The 15,316-nt window shown below is 54.6% G+C and carries 15 protein-coding genes, 4 pseudogenes and 1 other annotated feature; of the genes and pseudogenes, 6 read left to right on the top strand and 13 right to left on the bottom strand.

Features of this window, described 5'->3' with window-relative positions:
• Positions 1–4: 4 nt before the first annotated feature.
• From pheS to ABOC21_RS10325, 8 genes and pseudogenes are all read right to left on the bottom strand, one after another.
• Positions 5–988, bottom strand: a complete 984-nt coding sequence (pheS, locus tag ABOC21_RS10360; RefSeq protein WP_426814474.1) for a phenylalanine--tRNA ligase subunit alpha — start codon at positions 986–988, stop codon at positions 5–7.
• A 170-nt stretch (positions 989–1,158) separates the two neighbouring features.
• Positions 1,159–1,284: a sequence feature (Phe leader region), on the bottom strand.
• The gene (gene pheM, locus ABOC21_RS10355; RefSeq protein WP_001386830.1) at positions 1,235–1,279 is read right to left on the bottom strand and encodes a pheST operon leader peptide PheM; all 45 of its coding nucleotides are present in this window, start codon (positions 1,277–1,279) and stop codon (positions 1,235–1,237) included. Its footprint overlaps the feature before it by 45 nt.
• A 118-nt stretch (positions 1,285–1,402) precedes the next feature.
• Positions 1,403–1,759: a 50S ribosomal protein L20 gene (gene rplT, locus ABOC21_RS10350; RefSeq protein WP_004102963.1), complete on the bottom strand. Its 357-nt coding sequence runs from the start codon at positions 1,757–1,759 to the stop codon at positions 1,403–1,405.
• Positions 1,760–1,809: 50 nt separating this feature from the next.
• Positions 1,810–2,007 (bottom strand): 50S ribosomal protein L35, encoded by a 198-nt coding sequence (gene rpmI, locus ABOC21_RS10345; RefSeq protein WP_001124225.1) that lies wholly within the window; start codon positions 2,005–2,007, stop codon positions 1,810–1,812.
• A gap of 96 nt (positions 2,008–2,103) precedes the next feature.
• The gene (gene infC / locus ABOC21_RS10340; RefSeq protein WP_043000875.1) at positions 2,104–2,646 is read right to left on the bottom strand and encodes a translation initiation factor IF-3; all 543 of its coding nucleotides are present in this window, start codon (positions 2,644–2,646) and stop codon (positions 2,104–2,106) included.
• A 3-nt stretch (positions 2,647–2,649) separates the two neighbouring features.
• Entirely contained in the window at positions 2,650–4,578 is a 1,929-nt protein-coding gene (gene thrS, locus ABOC21_RS10335) for a threonine--tRNA ligase (protein ID WP_426814473.1), read from the bottom strand.
• 449 nt (positions 4,579–5,027) lie between these two features.
• Complete coding sequence (locus ABOC21_RS10330; RefSeq protein WP_426814472.1) at positions 5,028–5,228, bottom strand: hypothetical protein; 201 nt, start codon at positions 5,226–5,228, stop codon at positions 5,028–5,030.
• A 303-nt stretch (positions 5,229–5,531) separates the two neighbouring features.
• Positions 5,532–6,291 (bottom strand): annotated as a pseudogene (locus ABOC21_RS10325) (DUF481 domain-containing protein).
• A 290-nt stretch (positions 6,292–6,581) separates the two neighbouring features.
• On the opposite strand from ABOC21_RS10325, the gene pfkB reads away from it, so the two are divergent.
• The 3 genes from pfkB (at position 6,582) to ABOC21_RS10310 (ending at position 8,863) form a co-directional block, all read left to right on the top strand.
• Positions 6,582–7,514 carry a 6-phosphofructokinase II gene (gene pfkB / locus ABOC21_RS10320; RefSeq protein ID WP_426814471.1) on the top strand — a complete coding sequence of 311 codons (933 nt, stop codon included), beginning with the start codon at positions 6,582–6,584 and terminating at the stop codon, positions 7,512–7,514.
• An 86-nt stretch (positions 7,515–7,600) separates the two neighbouring features.
• On the top strand, positions 7,601–7,885 hold the full coding sequence (ghoS, locus tag ABOC21_RS10315; protein WP_426814470.1) for a type V toxin-antitoxin system endoribonuclease antitoxin GhoS: 285 nt from the start codon (positions 7,601–7,603) through the stop codon (positions 7,883–7,885).
• Positions 7,886–7,990: 105 nt separating this feature from the next.
• The gene (locus ABOC21_RS10310) at positions 7,991–8,863 is read left to right on the top strand and encodes a fructosamine kinase family protein (protein ID WP_426814469.1); all 873 of its coding nucleotides are present in this window, start codon (positions 7,991–7,993) and stop codon (positions 8,861–8,863) included.
• Positions 8,864–8,882: 19 nt separating this feature from the next.
• Here the strand turns inward: ABOC21_RS10310 and tonB are convergent, their stop codons facing one another.
• Positions 8,883–9,626 (bottom strand): TonB system transport protein TonB, encoded by a 744-nt coding sequence (gene tonB, locus ABOC21_RS10305; protein ID WP_426814468.1) that lies wholly within the window; start codon positions 9,624–9,626, stop codon positions 8,883–8,885.
• 211 nt (positions 9,627–9,837) lie between these two features.
• On the opposite strand from tonB, the gene ABOC21_RS10300 reads away from it, so the two are divergent.
• Positions 9,838–10,134, top strand: a complete 297-nt coding sequence (locus ABOC21_RS10300; protein ID WP_426814467.1) for a YciI family protein — start codon at positions 9,838–9,840, stop codon at positions 10,132–10,134.
• A 51-nt stretch (positions 10,135–10,185) separates the two neighbouring features.
• Here the strand turns inward: ABOC21_RS10300 and ABOC21_RS10295 are convergent, their stop codons facing one another.
• On the bottom strand, positions 10,186–10,359 hold the full coding sequence (locus tag ABOC21_RS10295) for a YciY family protein (RefSeq protein WP_426814466.1): 174 nt from the start codon (positions 10,357–10,359) through the stop codon (positions 10,186–10,188).
• 144 nt (positions 10,360–10,503) lie between these two features.
• Between ABOC21_RS10295 and cls the strand changes: the two are divergent.
• Both cls and ABOC21_RS10285 read left to right on the top strand, forming a co-directional pair.
• A pseudogene (cls, locus tag ABOC21_RS10290) lies at positions 10,504–11,964 on the top strand (cardiolipin synthase).
• Between the two features lie 34 nt (positions 11,965–11,998).
• Positions 11,999–12,327, top strand: a pseudogene (locus ABOC21_RS10285) (HI1450 family dsDNA-mimic protein).
• Positions 12,328–12,390: 63 nt separating this feature from the next.
• Here ABOC21_RS10285 and ABOC21_RS10280 read toward each other — a convergent pair.
• From ABOC21_RS10280 to ABOC21_RS10270, 3 genes and pseudogenes are all read right to left on the bottom strand, one after another.
• Positions 12,391–13,242 carry an ion transporter gene (locus ABOC21_RS10280; protein WP_426814465.1) on the bottom strand — a complete coding sequence of 284 codons (852 nt, stop codon included), beginning with the start codon at positions 13,240–13,242 and terminating at the stop codon, positions 12,391–12,393.
• A 46-nt stretch (positions 13,243–13,288) separates the two neighbouring features.
• Positions 13,289–14,295: pseudogene (gene oppF, locus ABOC21_RS10275) on the bottom strand (murein tripeptide/oligopeptide ABC transporter ATP-binding protein OppF).
• Positions 14,292–15,305 (bottom strand): ABC transporter ATP-binding protein, encoded by a 1,014-nt coding sequence (locus tag ABOC21_RS10270; protein WP_426814464.1) that lies wholly within the window; start codon positions 15,303–15,305, stop codon positions 14,292–14,294. Before ABOC21_RS10270 ends, oppF begins: the two are co-directional and overlap by 4 nt.
• Between the last annotated feature and the right edge of the window lie 11 nt (positions 15,306–15,316).

Below are 15,316 nucleotides of genomic sequence, written 5' to 3'. Positions count from 1 at the left end.
GCCCTTATTTAAACTGTTTGAGGAAACGCAGATCGTTTTCGAAGAACGCGCGTAGGTCGGTGACGCCGTAGCGCAGCATGGTCAGACGCTCCATGCCCATACCAAAGGCGAAGCCGGAATAGACTTCCGGGTCAATACCGACATTGCGCAGGACGTTCGGGTGCACCATGCCGCAGCCGAGCACTTCCAGCCACTTGCCGTTTTTACCCATGACGTCAACTTCAGCAGAGGGTTCGGTAAACGGGAAGTAGGACGGACGGAAACGAATTTGCAGATCTTCTTCAAAGAAGTTGCGCAGGAAGTCGTGCAGCGTCCCTTTCAGGTTGGTGAAGTTAATATTCTTATCAACAATCAGGCCTTCCATCTGATGGAACATCGGAGTATGGGTCTGATCGTAATCGTTACGATAAACACGGCCAGGAGCGATAATACGAATCGGCGGCTGCTGGTGTTCCATAGTACGAATCTGCACGCCGGAAGTCTGGGTACGCAGCAGGCGGGTAGCATCGAACCAGAAGGTATCATGGTCAGCGCGCGCCGGGTGATGGCCCGGGATATTCAGCGCATCGAAGTTATGGTAGTCATCTTCGATCTCCGGGCCGGTCGCAACCGTAAAGCCGAGCTCGCCGAAGAAGTTCTCGATACGGTCGATAGTGCGGGTCACCGGATGCAGGCCGCCGTTTTCGATCCGACGTCCCGGCAGCGAGACGTCAATCGTCTCCGCGGCCAGGCGCGCGTTCAGCGCCGCGCCTTCCAGATCGGCTTTACGCGCGTTCAGCGCCTGCTGAACCTGCTCTTTGGCTTCGTTGATAACCGCGCCTGCCGCCGGGCGCTCTTCTGCCGGCAGCTCGCGCAGGGTCGTCATCTGAAGGGTCAGATGCCCTTTTTTACCCAGGTATTCCACGCGGACGTTGTCCAGCGCGGCAACATCTGATGCCTCATTAATGGCTGCCTTCGCACTGGCAACCAGCTCTGCGAGATGTGACATGGTTTTCCTCATTATGTCGGTGCAGACACCGGTTATGGTTATTATTTTGCTCTGACTATTTCGAGTCGCAGGCGGCGGGTTATCCCGTCATCCGGCACGAATGACGCCGGCTGGATAAGGCGAGTTAAGCCGCGCACCTGCCGCTTGAAATAGAACGAGCCAGTTCATATACGAAAAAAGCCTCCACGGTGGGAGGCTTTCTGGCGCTTTTTTTTGTTTCTTTTCTCACGCGCTAGCCTCCTGAGTTCAGGTGCTAAAGTAAAAAAAGAAGCGGAAAATAGCAGCATTCATGCTTGCATTACCTTGTCTGGCACGAAACGTAAGACCCGTATTGAAAAGCTTACGACAATAAAAGTCAATGTATTGATAGTGTTGAAACAAAAAGAGGGAGACAAGCTCCCTCTTTCAACTGGCTTATGCCAGAGCTGCTTTCGCTTTTTCGACCAGCGCGGTGAACGCTAATTTGTCGAATACTGCGATGTCAGCCAGGATCTTACGGTCAATTTCAACAGAGGCTTTTTTCAGGCCGTTGATGAATTTGCTGTAAGAAATACCGTTCTGACGTGCTGCTGCGTTGATACGCGCAATCCACAGTTGACGGAACTGACGCTTTTTCTGACGACGGTCACGATAAGCGTACTGACCAGCTTTGATAACTGCCTGGAAGGCAACGCGGTATACGCGAGAACGCGCACCGTAGTAGCCTTTAGCTTGTTTCAAAATTTTCTTGTGACGTGCACGGGCAACTACACCACGTTTTACGCGAGCCATATGTGCTCTCCTGTATCTATTCTAATTAAAAAGTTAAAAGGGTTAACGACTTATGCGTACGGCAGGCACGCGATTACCAGGCCCAGATCGCCTTTGGAAACCATGGCTTTCGGACGCAGGTGACGTTTACGCTTGGTAGCTTTTTTGGTCAGAATGTGACGCAGGTTAGCGTGCTTGTGCTTAAAACCACCTTTACCGGTTTTTTTGAAGCGCTTAGCAGCACCGCGTACGGTCTTAATTTTTGGCATTTTAATAACTTCCACTTCGCATTGTTAATAAACGAAACGTAGGCGAACAACGCCTGCGGAGCCCAAAGGCGCCACAGGTATTGCTACTTGAAGGCCTTACTGTTTCTTCTTAGGAGCGAGCACCATGATCATCTGACGGCCTTCGATCTTCGTTGGGAAGGATTCGACTACTGCCAGTTCACTCAGATCGTCACGGACGCGGGTCAGCACTTCCATACCAATCTGTTGGTGGGCCATCTCACGACCGCGGAAACGCAGCGTGATCTTGGCCTTATCGCCATCTTCCAGAAAGCGAATCAGGCTGCGGAGTTTTACCTGATAATCGCCATCGTCGGTGCCAGGGCGGAATTTAATTTCCTTAACCTGGATAACTTTTTGCTTTTTCTTCTGTTCCTTAGAAGACTTGCTCTTTTCATAAAGGAACTTGCCGTAGTCCATAATACGACAAACTGGCGGCTCGGCGTTAGGGCTGATTTCAACTAAGTCTACTCCAGCTTCTTCAGCCTTTTCGATAGCTTCTCTCAGACTCACAATACCCAGCTGTTCACCTTCCAGACCTGTTAAGCGAACTTCCTGGGCGCGAATCTCGCCATTGATACGATTCGGACGTGCCGTTTGAACTCGTTTTCCGCCTTTAATACCTTATTCCTCCAGTTGTTGAAGACTGCGGCTGCGAATCTCTTGTTGCAGCTTCTCGATCACTTCATTTACGTCCATGCTGCCGAGGTCTTTACCGCGACGGGTACGCACGGCTACTTTGCCGGCTTCGACTTCTTTGTCGCCACAGACCAGCATATACGGGACACGACGTAAAGTGTGCTCGCGGATTTTAAAGCCAATCTTCTCATTTCTCAAGTCCGCTTTTACGCGAATGCCCGCATTTTGTAGTTTACGCGTCAATTCGTTAACGTAATCGGCCTGAGAATCGGTAATATTCATGACCACAACCTGCACCGGCGCGAGCCAGGTGGGGAAGAAGCCGGCGAACTCTTCGGTCAGGATGCCGATAAAGCGCTCCAGAGAACCAAGGATAGCACGGTGAATCATTACCGGTATCTGTCGCTCGTTGTTTTCGCCTACATAGGAGGCGCTTAAACGCTGCGGCAGAGAGAAGTCCAGCTGTACCGTTCCGCACTGCCATGCGCGATCGAGGCAGTCGTACAAAGTAAATTCAATTTTCGGGCCGTAGAATGCGCCTTCACCCAGCTGATACTCAAATGGGATATTGTTTTCTTCCAGCGCGACGGCCAGATCCGCCTCAGCACGATCCCACGCCTCGTCGCTTCCGATACGTTTTTCCGGACGAGTTGAGAGCTTGACGACGATTTTTTCGAAGCCAAAGGTGCTGTACATATCGTAGACCATACGAATACAGGCGTTAACTTCATCACGCACCTGCTCTTCAGTACAGAAAATGTGCGCGTCATCCTGAGTAAAGCCGCGCACGCGCATCAGGCCATGCAGCGCGCCTGACGGCTCGTTACGATGACAGCTGCCGAACTCCGCCATACGCAGCGGCAGATCGCGGTAGGATTTGAGGCCCTGGTTAAAGATCTGCACGTGACCCGGGCAGTTCATCGGCTTGATGCAATACTCACGGTTCTCGGAAGAGGTAGTGAACATCGCATCTTTGTAGTTGTCCCAGTGGCCGGTTTTTTCCCACAGCACGCGGTCCATCATAAACGGACCTTTGACTTCCTGATACTGGTATTCTTTCAGCTTAGAGCGGACGAAGGTTTCCAGTTCACGGAAGATAGTCCAGCCGTCGTTGTGCCAGAAGACCATACCCGGCGCCTCTTCCTGCATGTGATACAGGTCGAGCTGCTTGCCGATCTTACGGTGGTCACGCTTAGACGCCTCTTCCAGGCGCAGCAGATGGGCGTTGAGCGCCTTTTTATCCGCCCACGCGGTACCATAAATACGCTGCAACATCTTATTGTTGCTATCGCCACGCCAGTAGGCGCCAGCGGTTTTCATCAGTTTGAAATGATGACAGAAACGCATGTTCGGCACATGCGGCCCACGGCACATGTCGACGTACTCTTCATGATGATACAGGCCAGGCTTGTCATCATGAGCAATATTCTCATCAAGGATCGACACTTTATAGGTCTCGCCGCGCTGTACGAAGGTTTCACGCGCTTCGTGCCAGCTGACTTTTTTCTTGATGACGTCGTAGTTTTTCTCGGCAAGCTCGTGCATACGTTTTTCGAGCGCGTCGATATCTTCCTGGGTCAGCGTATGATCGAGATCGACATCATAGTAGAAGCCGTTATCGATAACCGGGCCGATAGCCATTTTGGTGTTCGGCCACAGCTGCTTAATCGCATGACCTAACAGATGCGCGCAGGAGTGACGAATGATCTCCAGGCCGTCTTCATCTTTAGCGGTGATGATAGAGAGCGTTGCATCTTTGTCGATGGGATCGCAGGCATCAACCAGCTCGCCGTTCACACGGCCAGCGATGGTGGCTTTCGCCAGGCCAGGGCCGATGTCGAGGGCTACGTCCAGCGGGCTTACCGCGTGGTCAAAATGGCGTTGGCTGCCATCAGGAAGCGTAATTACAGGCATTTCATGTCCTTATTTGCAGTGGTGCCCCGCACGAAAGAGCACATACAAAACAATATAATCATAATTATCAGCAAGTTCAGACTGAGTTCCCGCTTCACTCTGCGAAAATATGAGCACGAGGTTAACCACGCCGTACTCACCTGCAGCCGCCCTGCTGATAACACCGGGCTTTAGTTTACACATCATTAGTGCGTGATAAAAGTCACAACCCACTAAATGGCTGCTATAAATGAGAAAACAAGGAAGAAGAGGAGCAAAATCTCGCGTCACGGCTCGTTGCGATAAAAAGGAGCAGAAATAACCTCCCGCGACGTATTGCTTACGTGCGGTAGCGATGAGCGGACAAAATCAAAACGCGGAGCCAAACATATGCCCGTCAAACCGGTACATCTTTACCCGGTTTTATATTTCTCAAAATATAAGAGACGGCCCGACTGACGAATGAAATATCAGGACCATTCACCGGCAACGAGCTTATGAACATTAAAAGCATCGCCCATAGTCTGACCCGTTGTCTGCGATCCCGGGGCAATATTCGAGCCTGCTTCAACGTCGGTCGCTTGCGCAATTCCTACCTGGGTATGGTCCTTGCTGCCCGGCTGCGGGACCGGATTAGCGGCTATGGCGCCGAACGAGAGCGCGCACAGCATCACGGCCGCAGTCTGCGATTTTGCTATTTTTCATAGTGATGACTCTCTTATTTCATTAAGGATTTCGAGCAAAGACAGCATCTCTGCCAGTGACAGACAGTATAGATCCGGATCACATTCTTGTCCGACCCAATATTTAGCTATTCGTGTCAGAAAAGTTAAATATTTATCAAGATAAGCAATTATGAGGAAATTATGGAGACTGTTTTCTTTTTATAAAAAACAAAACAAACGACCAAAGATAATAATGCCGCTTATTGCTAAATTTAAAACAATCAGGCCGGAATAACCGGCCTGAGAATATTACATCTTATAGCCAAGCGACAGCGTGGTACGACGGTCGGTATGCTCCGGCGCCGACGACGGCGGCTGGGAGTTCCAGGTCACGTTATAGGCAACACGTAGCGCAAAGTGGGCGTTGATAGCGACGTTGAGCGCGCTTTCTGAGTTCAGCGTGGTATCTTCGGAACCAAACACGGAAACGCCCTGGGTGAATTTGGCATTATCGGTCATCTGCCATGCCCAGGTACCGGAGGCGTAGCCCAGCGGCTGGGTATCATTATCGCCATCGGTATATTCGTCATAGCGAACGCCTGGACCAAATTCAAAACGCAGGCTGTGCACCGGCCCATTCAGAATCTGACGACCGTAACCGGCGGTCAGCACGTCGCGCTGCTGGTAACCGTTATAGCGGTCAGTCAGCCAGTCTGGCCTGGCCGAACAGGTAGTTGCTGTCGGTCAGGTTATAGCGGCTACGGCCGCCGACCGCGTACTTCTCGGAAGAGCGCTGATCGTTGGACGAGGTATTACTGGCGTTACCCCACAGCGACCAAGCCGTCGTATTGCCATACCAGGTCAGCGTAGAATCCGCGGTCGCCGAGGAACTTTTCGTATTTCCGGACTGCGCCAGATAGCCGGCGTTAACAGCACCTTCGAAAGGTTTTTTGGCAGTGGAAGGGTCATCCATAACAGTAAAAACGGAATCATCGGCCATTGCGCACGCAGACGCAAATAGCCCCCCCGCCAGCATAGCCGCTGCGGGTACTGTCTTCAAAAGCTTCATTTAATTTAGAGTCCGTACAACAAATAGAGAGACCCAGATGGTCCCGGAAACTTTCGCGAGGATCGCTGCTGCTGGTCCAATGAAAGGCGGTAAATTATAAAAAAGCACGATTAACATAGCAATCAATTACTCTTTCATTTTTTGAATAAGACCGCCCTCAGAACTATCTTTATTTTATAATGAAAATAGCCTCTTCCCGGCAAATCCCCGCCCCCTTTGCTTTCCCTGAGCAATAAGAAGTGCCATGCTAAAAAAAAGAACAGCCTGACTCGTATCATGGAGGAAATTTGATGACCAAAATTTATACGCTTACTCTGGCTCCTTCGCTCGACAGCGCCACTCAGACCCCGCAGATCTATCCGGAAGGTAAACTACGCTGCAGCGCACCGGTTTTCGAACCCGGTGGCGGCGGTATTAACGTCGCTCGCGCCATTACCTTTCTCGGCGGCCAGGCCACGGCAATTTTCCCCGTCGGCGGCGCCACCGGAGAACATCTCACCGCCCTGCTTGCCGATGAGCAGGTGCCGGTAGAAACCGTAGCGACCAGCGACTGGACGCGGCAAAATCTGCACGTCCACGTTGATTCCAGCGGTGAACAGTATCGCTTCGTGATGCCCGGCGCGGCGTTAACCCAGCAGGAGTTCCGCCGTCTCGAAGAGAAGGTGCTGGCGATTGAGCCCGGCTCGCTGCTGGTAATCAGCGGCAGCCTGCCGCCGGGGATCGACATTGAAAACCTCACCCAGCTGGTAAAAAGCGCGCAGCAGCACCGGCTGCGCTGCATTATCGACAGCTCGGGAGAGGCGCTAACGGCCGTGCTTGAAGTCGGCAACATTGAGCTGGTCAAACCTAACCAAAAAGATCTGAGCGCGCTCGTTCAGCGCGATCTGAGCCAGCCGGACGATGTTCGCCAGGCGGCGCAGGAGCTGATCCGCTCGGGTAAAGCCCGCAGGGTGGTCGTTTCCCTTGGCCCGCAGGGGGCGCTTGGCGTCGATAGCGGCGGCAGCGTGCAGGTTGTCCCGCCGCCGATGAAAAGCCAGAGCACCGTCGGCGCAGGCGACAGCATGGTGGGCGCAATGACCCTGCGTCTTGCCGAAGATGCCGGGCTTGAGGATATGGTGCGCTTTGGCGTCGCCGCGGGCAGCGCCGCTACCGTCAATCAGGGCACCCGCCTCTGCTCGCAGGAGAACACGCATAAAATTTACGCCTATTTGTGCGATCGTTAATCCCTTCCCTCTGCTCAGCAGAGTGAGTCGCCAAATCACCAGCATGGTCTATGCTAAAAATTCCATGGATAACAACGGGGTGAAAAATGAGCGCCGAAATTCAAACCCATGTCGTGACGATCCGTTTTCACGAAGAGACGCTTACCGAGATTAACGAGCTGAGCAATCACCTTACCCGCGCGGGCTTCACCCTTGTCCTGAACGACGACGAGGGAAAACCTCACGAGCTGGGAACCAACACCTTTGGCCTGGTCTCCCCGCAAAGCGCGCAGGAGGTCCAGGCCCTGAGCGCAGGGCTCGCGGAAACGGCGCTGGGGCGGCCTGCCGAAATCACGGTAACCACATTTACCCAGTGGCTGGAAGCTCAATAAGTGCGATTGGCGCTGCGGAAAGCGTCAGTTGTGCGTCAGTTCGAATTTTACGCCGAGGTTATGCGCTAACCTTATGAAATGGTGGAAAACATGGGGAGAGACGGCATGTGGCAGGCTATCAGCAATTTGTTAAGCGAGTGGCATACTGAAGCAGCTGAAATCGAACTACGAAATGAACTACCCGGCGGAGAAATCCACGCAGCATGGCACCTGCGCTTCGGTGGGAAGGACTACTTCGTGAAATGTGACGAACGTGAGCTATTGCCTATCTTTACCGCCGAGGCGGATCAGCTCGAGCTGCTGTCGCGGAGTAAAACCGTTCACGTCCCGCAGGTTTTTGCCGTCGGCAGCGACCGTGATTACAGCTTTATGGTGATGGAGTATTTGCCTCCTCGCCCGCTCGACGCCCACAACGCTTTTCTGCTCGGTCAGCAAATCGCTCATCTGCATCAGTGGAGCGATCAGCCGCAGTTTGGGCTCGATTTTGACAATGACCTTTCCACCACTCCCCAGCCCAATGCCTGGCAGCGCCGCTGGTCGACATTTTTTGCCGAACAGCGCATCGGCTGGCAGCTGGAGCTGGCGGCAGAAAAAGGGCTCCATTTCGGCGATATCGATACCATTGTTGACTACGTGCAGCAACGCCTCAGCAACCATCAGCCTCAGGCCTCCCTACTGCACGGCGATCTGTGGTCCGGCAACTGCGCGCTGGGGCCGAATGGCCCTTATATCTTCGACCCGGCCTGCTACTGGGGAGACAGAGAGTGCGACCTCGCCATGCTGCCGCTGCATCCTGAGCAGCCGCCGCAGATATACGACGGCTATCAGTCGGTCTCGCCTTTGCCGTCCGGATTCCTCGACCGTCAGCCCATTTACCAGCTCTATACGCTATTCAATCGGGCGATCTTATTCGGCGGTCAGCACCTCGTAACGGCGCAAAAAGCGCTCGACGATGTCTTCGCAGAGGAGGCCCCGTAGGGGGCCTTATTGATGGAGGTTAGTTGATCTCAACGCCTTTAAGACGGAACTTAATGGTCATCGTCACGCCGGTGCCCGGTTTGCCGGGCTCGTAGCGCCACTTACGCATGGCGTTTTTCACTTCGCGCTCAAACATATTCGCCGGCTGCGCGGAAAGGATCTCGACGTTGTCCAGACGGCCGTCCGGGGTGACGTCAAACTTCACCCGCACCACGCCTTCAATACGCAGCGCCTGGGCGCGAGTCGGGTAGCCCGGCTGGTTACGGCTGAGCGCCCGCGGGCCGCTCGGGGCGGTAACCGTTGGCTTCGCGGTGGCCGTGGAGGTAGACGGCGGCGTACGCGCTGGCGCAGTGTTGGTATTTTCAAACGGCGAGGCCGGACGCGTTTCCGCAGGCTTAACCTCACGCTTCGGCTGCTCGATCTTTTTCTCAGGCTTCGGCTTTGGCTTTGGCTTCGGCTTGGGTTTCGGCTCAGGCTTATGAATAACAACCGGCGCTTCCTTCGGCGGCTCCGGCACTACTTCAGGCTCTGGCTCGGGCTCCGGCTCGACAACCGGTTCAACGACCGGGGGCGCCGCCTGAGGAGGCTCAAGATCCGCAGGAGCCACCATGGTTATCTCAATCGGTTGAGAAGGAGATGGCCGTTCAATAACCTGATGTACCGAGGTATAAAGCAAGCCCGCCACAACGGCACCGTGGATAGCCACGGACAGCAGCGTCGGCCACGGGAAGCGGCGAGGTAAATCAATGGTCATTGCGCTCATAGTCGTTTCAGTTGAAAAATGATGCCCCGATTTTAAATGCAAATAGCAATCATATTCAATAAGCCTTGTTGGCTGACATCAAAATTAGCCCCCTTTCCGCTAAAAAAACGCCCGACGCCGGGCATTTTAACCCGCCGAGCATCTTTGCATTGCAGTCAACGCCGGATTCACTTAACGTGATTCGCCCATATTATTGATAAGGAGCCTTGCCGTGCTTTACGTAATCTACGCTGAAGACATCGCCGATTCTCTGGAAAAGCGGTCGGCGGTTCGTCCCGCCCACCTGGCGCGTTTACAGCTGCTACATGATGAAGGCCGTCTGCTGACCGCCGGGCCAATGCCTGCCGTAGACAGCAACGAACCTGGCGCTGCGGGATTCACCGGTTCAACGGTGATTGCCGAGTTTGAATCACTGGAAGCAGCGCAGTCATGGGCGAACGACGACCCTTATATTGCCGCCGGGGTTTACCAGAACGTCGCGGTGAAGCCTTACAAGAGGGTATTTTAGGGTCCAGCCGCCGTCAAAAACACAGAGGCACCGCATGCGGTGCCTTTTATTTCAGTACTCAGTGAAGACGAACAACAGGGAATGACGCTGTCGTTTCACCAGCTCCTTGCGGACCGCGAGGATGCGCATATTGCGGCGCGATTGGGCCTCCAGCCAGCGGGATTTACGGCGGCTCACCTGTCTTAGCATGCGCCAGCGCCCTACTTCCGTTCTACTACGCTTCATTGCTGCAACTCTACAAGTCAAATACAGTCTGCATTATAGGCCTATGAATCCGGCTGACCAACGCTTTCGCTGCGTTTTTATTTGCCAGATGGATGTTGATGCGTAAACTCATCAAATAGAGTTTTTCAAAAGGATTTCTCATCTATGACAACCTTTTACATGGTGGTGAACTGGCTAGTCATCCTCGGTTACTGGCTACTGATCGCCGGTGTAACATTACGCATACTGATGAAACGGCGCGCCGTTCCTTCAGCAATGGCGTGGTTGCTGATTATTTATATTCTTCCTCTGGTCGGAATTATTGCCTATCTCTCATTTGGCGAACTCCATCTCGGCAAGCGCCGGGCCGAGCGGGCGCGGGCAATGTGGCCCTCTACCGCCAAGTGGCTCAACGATCTCAAGGCCTGCAAGCATATCTTTGCCGACGAAAATAGTCCGGTCGCCGAATCGCTGTTTAAACTCTGCGAACGCCGCCAGGGGATCGCCGGCGTTAAGGGCAATCAGCTGCACTCCTGACCGAATCTGACGACGTGATGCAGGCGCTGATTCGCGATATTCAGACTGGCTCGCCACAATATCGAGATGGTGTTTTATATCTGGCAGCCTGGCGGGATGGCCGATAAGGTCGCCGAGTCGCTCATGGCCGCCGCCCGGCGCGGCGTGCACTGCCGCTTAATGCTGGATTCCGCCGGCAGCGTCGCCTTCTTCCGCAGCCCGTGGGCGGCAATGATGCGCAACGCCGGCATCGAGGTGGTCGAAGCGCTGAAGGTGAATTTGATGCGCGTGTTTTTACGCCGAATGGATCTGCGTCAGCACCGCAAAATGGTCATGATTGATAACTATATTGCCTACACCGGCAGTATGAATATGGTCGACCCGCGCTTCTTTAAGCAGGATTCCGGCGTCGGCCAGTGGATCGATCTGATGGCGCGTATGGAGGGGCCGGTCGCCACGGCGATGGGTATCGTTTACTCCTGCGACTGGGAAATCGAAACCGGTAAACGGATCCTGCCGCCGCCGCCGGACCTCAATATTATGCCGTTTGAGGAGGCCAGCGGACATACCATCCACACCATCGCCTCTGGCCCGGGCTTTCCGGAAGATTTGATTCACCAGGCGCTGCTGACCGCCGCCTATTCCGCCAAAGAATATCTGATCATGACCACCCCCTACTTCGTGCCCAGCGATGATTTGCTGCACGCTATCTGCACCGCCGCCCAGCGCGGCGTTGACGTCAGCATCATTTTGCCGCGCAAGAATGATTCGCTGCTCGTCGGCTGGGCCAGCCGGGCCTTCTTCACCGAGCTGCTGGCGGCCGGGGTGAAAATCTATCAATTTGAAGGCGGGCTGCTGCACACCAAAAGCGTACTGGTCGACGGCGAGCTGAGCCTGGTGGGAACCGTCAATCTCGATATGCGCAGCCTGTGGCTCAATTTCGAAATTACGCTGGTTATTGACGACGCCGGTTTTGGCAGCGATCTGGCGGCGGTACAGGATGATTATATCTCCCGTTCGCGCCTGCTTGACGCCCGTTTATGGTTAAAACGTCCGCTCTGGCAGCGGATAGCGGAGCGACTGTTTTACTTCTTCAGTCCGTTGCTGTAAAACGTGCCAATCAGATGTTAAACGGGTAGCTATCATGGATATGGATTTAAACAATCGCCTGACCGAAGATGAAACGCTTGAGCAGGCTTACGATATCTTTCTCGAGCTGGCGGTCGACAACCTCGATCCGGCGGATGTCATTCTGTTTAACCTGCAGTTTGAAGAGCGCGGCGGCGCCGACTCTTTGACCCGGCAGAGGACTGGCAAGAGCACGTCGATTACGATCTCAACCCGGATTTCTTCGCCGAGGTGGTGATTGGTCTTGCCGACACCGACGGCGGCGATATTAACGATATCTTCGCCCGCGTCCTGCTGTGCCGCGAGAAAGATCACAAGCTGTGCCATATTTTGTGGCGTGAATAAGAGTGCATTCCGGCCTTTGCCGGCCTGAACAATGCCTGCCCGTTTAGCAACCGGCAGGCATTTTTATTTATCCGTCCGCTGCTCCACCAACTCACTCCCACAGGCGTTACAGTAACGGGCGTTTTGATCGTGAGGCCCGTGCTGGCAGTTCGGACATATCCGCTGGCCGCGGCGATTCTGAAAGGCGGTGGACATATGGGTGGTAATCAGGCCGGTTGGGATCGCGATAATTGAATAGCCGATCAATATCAGCAGCGATGCCAAAATTCTTCCCAGCGGCGTGTGCGGCGTAATGTCGCCGTAGCCTACCGTGGTTATCGTCACGATAGCCCAGTACACCGAAGCGTTAAGCGTGGTGAAGCCGTACTGCGGCCCCTCTATCAGATACATCAGCGAACCAAAAACCACCATCACAATGGCAATAAATGAGTAAAACAGGATCAGCTGATGGCGGGCGCTGACGATGGCGACCCAGAAAATATTCAGCGACGGCATAAAGCGCAGCAGCTTGAGAATACGCAAGGCGCGGATTGCGCGCATCGCGCGCCAGGCAAAAACGTAGTTTATGCTTATTTCCGGCCACAGCCACATCACGTACAGCGGCAAAATAGTCGCTAAATCAATCAGCCCCCAAAAGCTAAAAATATAGCGGAGCGGATTGGGCCAGCTGACGATGCGCAGAAGATATTCGAAGGTAAAAACGGCGGTCACCATAATCTCAAGCCAGACGAAAATATGCCATTCGTCTACCGACAGGTGATATTGCGTCCCCAGCCCGGACTCAACAAAAATAACCACCACGCTAAGCAGCGCAAAAACGCCGCCCAGGCCTTCAAAACGACGCCCGGAGCGCCGGGTTTGATCAAATAGCAGATGATATAGCCGCCGGCGGGCGGCGTGAAAAGTGGCAACCACGTTTAACCTCGCAAAAAAAAGGGCTGACCAGCGTCAGCCCCGGAGATTATAACGGGTCTACCTTAAGGCAGGAAACCGCATGGCGGAAACTGCCTTCCAGCACCGGCCGCGTTTTCGCGCATTCCGGCCCGGCGAGGGGACAGCGCGTGCGGAAAACGCATCCCGACGGCGGGTTAATCGGCGAAGGGAGTTCGCCCTCCAGCAGACTGGATGGTTTTATTCTTTTCCAGATCCGGATCGGGGACCGGCACCGCCGACATCAGCGCTTTGGTGTAAGGGTGCAGCGGGTTGTGGTACACCTCATCATAGGTGCCCAGTTCCACCGCATGACCCAGGTACATGACCAGCACGCGATCGGATATGTGCTTCACCACCGCCAGGTCATGGGCGATAAAGATCAGCGACAGCCCCATTTCGCGCTGCAGACTGCTGCAGCAGGTTGACCACCTGAGCCTGAATCGACACGTCCAGCGCCGACACCGGCTCATCGCAGATAATCAGCTTAGGCTCGAGGATCAGCGCCCGGGCGATACCGATGCGCTGACACTGGCCGCCGGAAAACTCGTGCGGATAGCGGTTAATCAGGTTTGGCAGCAGTCCGACCTTCATCATCATCGCCTTCACCCGATCGCGGACCTCCTGGCGCGGCATTTTCGGATGATAGGTGCGCAGCGGTTCGGCAATAATTTCGCCGATGGTCATGCGCGGATTCAGCGACGCCAGCGGATCCTGGAAAATCATCTGAATATCGCTGCGCACGTCGCGCCACTCATCCGGCTTCATGCCCAGCAGATCTTTGCCAAGCCACGCAACCCGACCCTCGGTCGCTTTCACCAGACCAATAATCGCGCGGGCAAAGGTAGATTTACCGCAGCCGGACTCCCCTACCACGCCCAGCGTTTCGCCTTCATACAGGCGCAGCGTGACGCCATCGACCGCTTTCAGCGTTTTGGCCGGCTGCCAAAACCACTGCTTACCATCTTTAATATCAAAGTGGACTTTGAGATCGGCGATTTCGAGCAGGACTTTTCTTTGTTCAGTCACGGCGTTCATAGCAGATCTCCCACCGGTTGAAAGCAGGCACGCAGGCGGCCAGGGGCAAACTCCTCCAGAGGCGGAGTGCTGGTACAAATCTCCATCGCATGCGGACAGCGCGGCTGGAACGGACAGCCTTTCGGCAGGCGCAGCAGGTTCGGCGGATTGCCTGGGATGGTTAACAACGTATCGCCTTCGGCATCCAGACGCGGAACCGCATTTAGCAGGCCGATAGAGTACGGATGCGACGGATGATAAAAGACATCACGCGCGTGGCCGTACTCCATGGTGCGACCGGCGTACATCACCAGGACTTTGTCACAGATCCCGGCGACCACGCCCAGATCGTGAGTAATCATAATGATCGCGGTATTGAATTCGCGTTTAAGCTCATTCAGCAGGGTCATAATCTGCGCCTGAACCGTCACGTCCAGCGCCGTCGTCGGTTCATCGGCGATCAGCAGCTTTGGCCGGCACAGCAGCGCCATGGCGATCATCACGCGCTGGCGCATCCCGCCAGAAAACTCATGCGGATACATTTTCATGCGCTTGCGCGCTTCGGGCATCTTAACCGCATCCAGCATCTTTACCGATTCTTCAAACGCTTCGGCTTTCCCCAGCCCTTTGTGCAGCATCAGCACTTCCATCAGCTGCTCGCCGACCCGCATATACGGGTTCAGGGAGGTCATCGGGTCCTGGAAAATCATCGAAATCTGCTCGGCGCGCAGCTTATTCAGCTCGCGCTCCGGCAGGTTGAGGATCTGCCGGCCGTTAAAGGTCGCCGAACCGCCGATATAGCCGTTGGCTGCCAGCAGCCCCATCAGCGCAAAGGCGGTCTGCGACTTGCCGGAGCCTGACTCTCCTACGATGCCTAACGTTTCCCCGGCCCGCAGGTTAAAGTTAAGGTCGTTCACCGCGGTGACGTCGCCATCCGGCGTTTTAAAGGTCACGCGGAGATCTTTAACATCCAGCAGCAGCCCGGAGTGCTGCTGCGCCTGCGGCGCTTTTGCCGTTTCAATTATGCTCATGACGGCGCTCC

Origin of the sequence: Klebsiella sp. WOUb02, from assembly GCF_050058015.1 — a bacterium.
Taxonomy (GTDB): Bacteria; Pseudomonadota; Gammaproteobacteria; order Enterobacterales; family Enterobacteriaceae; genus Klebsiella.
The sequence above is the reverse complement of the archived record's forward strand: the minus strand, read 5'-3'. Positions and strand labels throughout refer to the sequence as shown.

Bases quoted from the DNA above. Each gene is read 5' to 3' on its own strand.
- pheS (WP_426814474.1), bottom strand. From the start codon at position 988: ATGTCACATCTCGCAGAGCTGGTTGCCAGTGCGAAGGCAGCCATTAAT.
- rplT (WP_004102963.1), bottom strand. From the start codon at position 1,759: ATGGCTCGCGTAAAACGTGGTGTAGTTGCCCGTGCACGTCACAAGAAA.
- rpmI (WP_001124225.1), bottom strand. From the start codon at position 2,007: ATGCCAAAAATTAAGACCGTACGCGGTGCTGCTAAGCGCTTCAAAAAA.
- thrS (WP_426814473.1), bottom strand. From the start codon at position 4,578: ATGCCTGTAATTACGCTTCCTGATGGCAGCCAACGCCATTTTGACCAC.
- ABOC21_RS10330 (WP_426814472.1), bottom strand. From the start codon at position 5,228: ATGCTGTGCGCGCTCTCGTTCGGCGCCATAGCCGCTAATCCGGTCCCG.
- pfkB (WP_426814471.1), top strand. From the start codon at position 6,582: ATGACCAAAATTTATACGCTTACTCTGGCTCCTTCGCTCGACAGCGCC.
- ghoS (WP_426814470.1), top strand. From the start codon at position 7,601: ATGAGCGCCGAAATTCAAACCCATGTCGTGACGATCCGTTTTCACGAA.
- ABOC21_RS10310 (WP_426814469.1), top strand. From the start codon at position 7,991: ATGTGGCAGGCTATCAGCAATTTGTTAAGCGAGTGGCATACTGAAGCA.
- tonB (WP_426814468.1), bottom strand. From the start codon at position 9,626: ATGAGCGCAATGACCATTGATTTACCTCGCCGCTTCCCGTGGCCGACG.
- ABOC21_RS10295 (WP_426814466.1), bottom strand. From the start codon at position 10,359: ATGAAGCGTAGTAGAACGGAAGTAGGGCGCTGGCGCATGCTAAGACAG.
- ABOC21_RS10270 (WP_426814464.1), bottom strand. From the start codon at position 15,305: ATGAGCATAATTGAAACGGCAAAAGCGCCGCAGGCGCAGCAGCACTCC.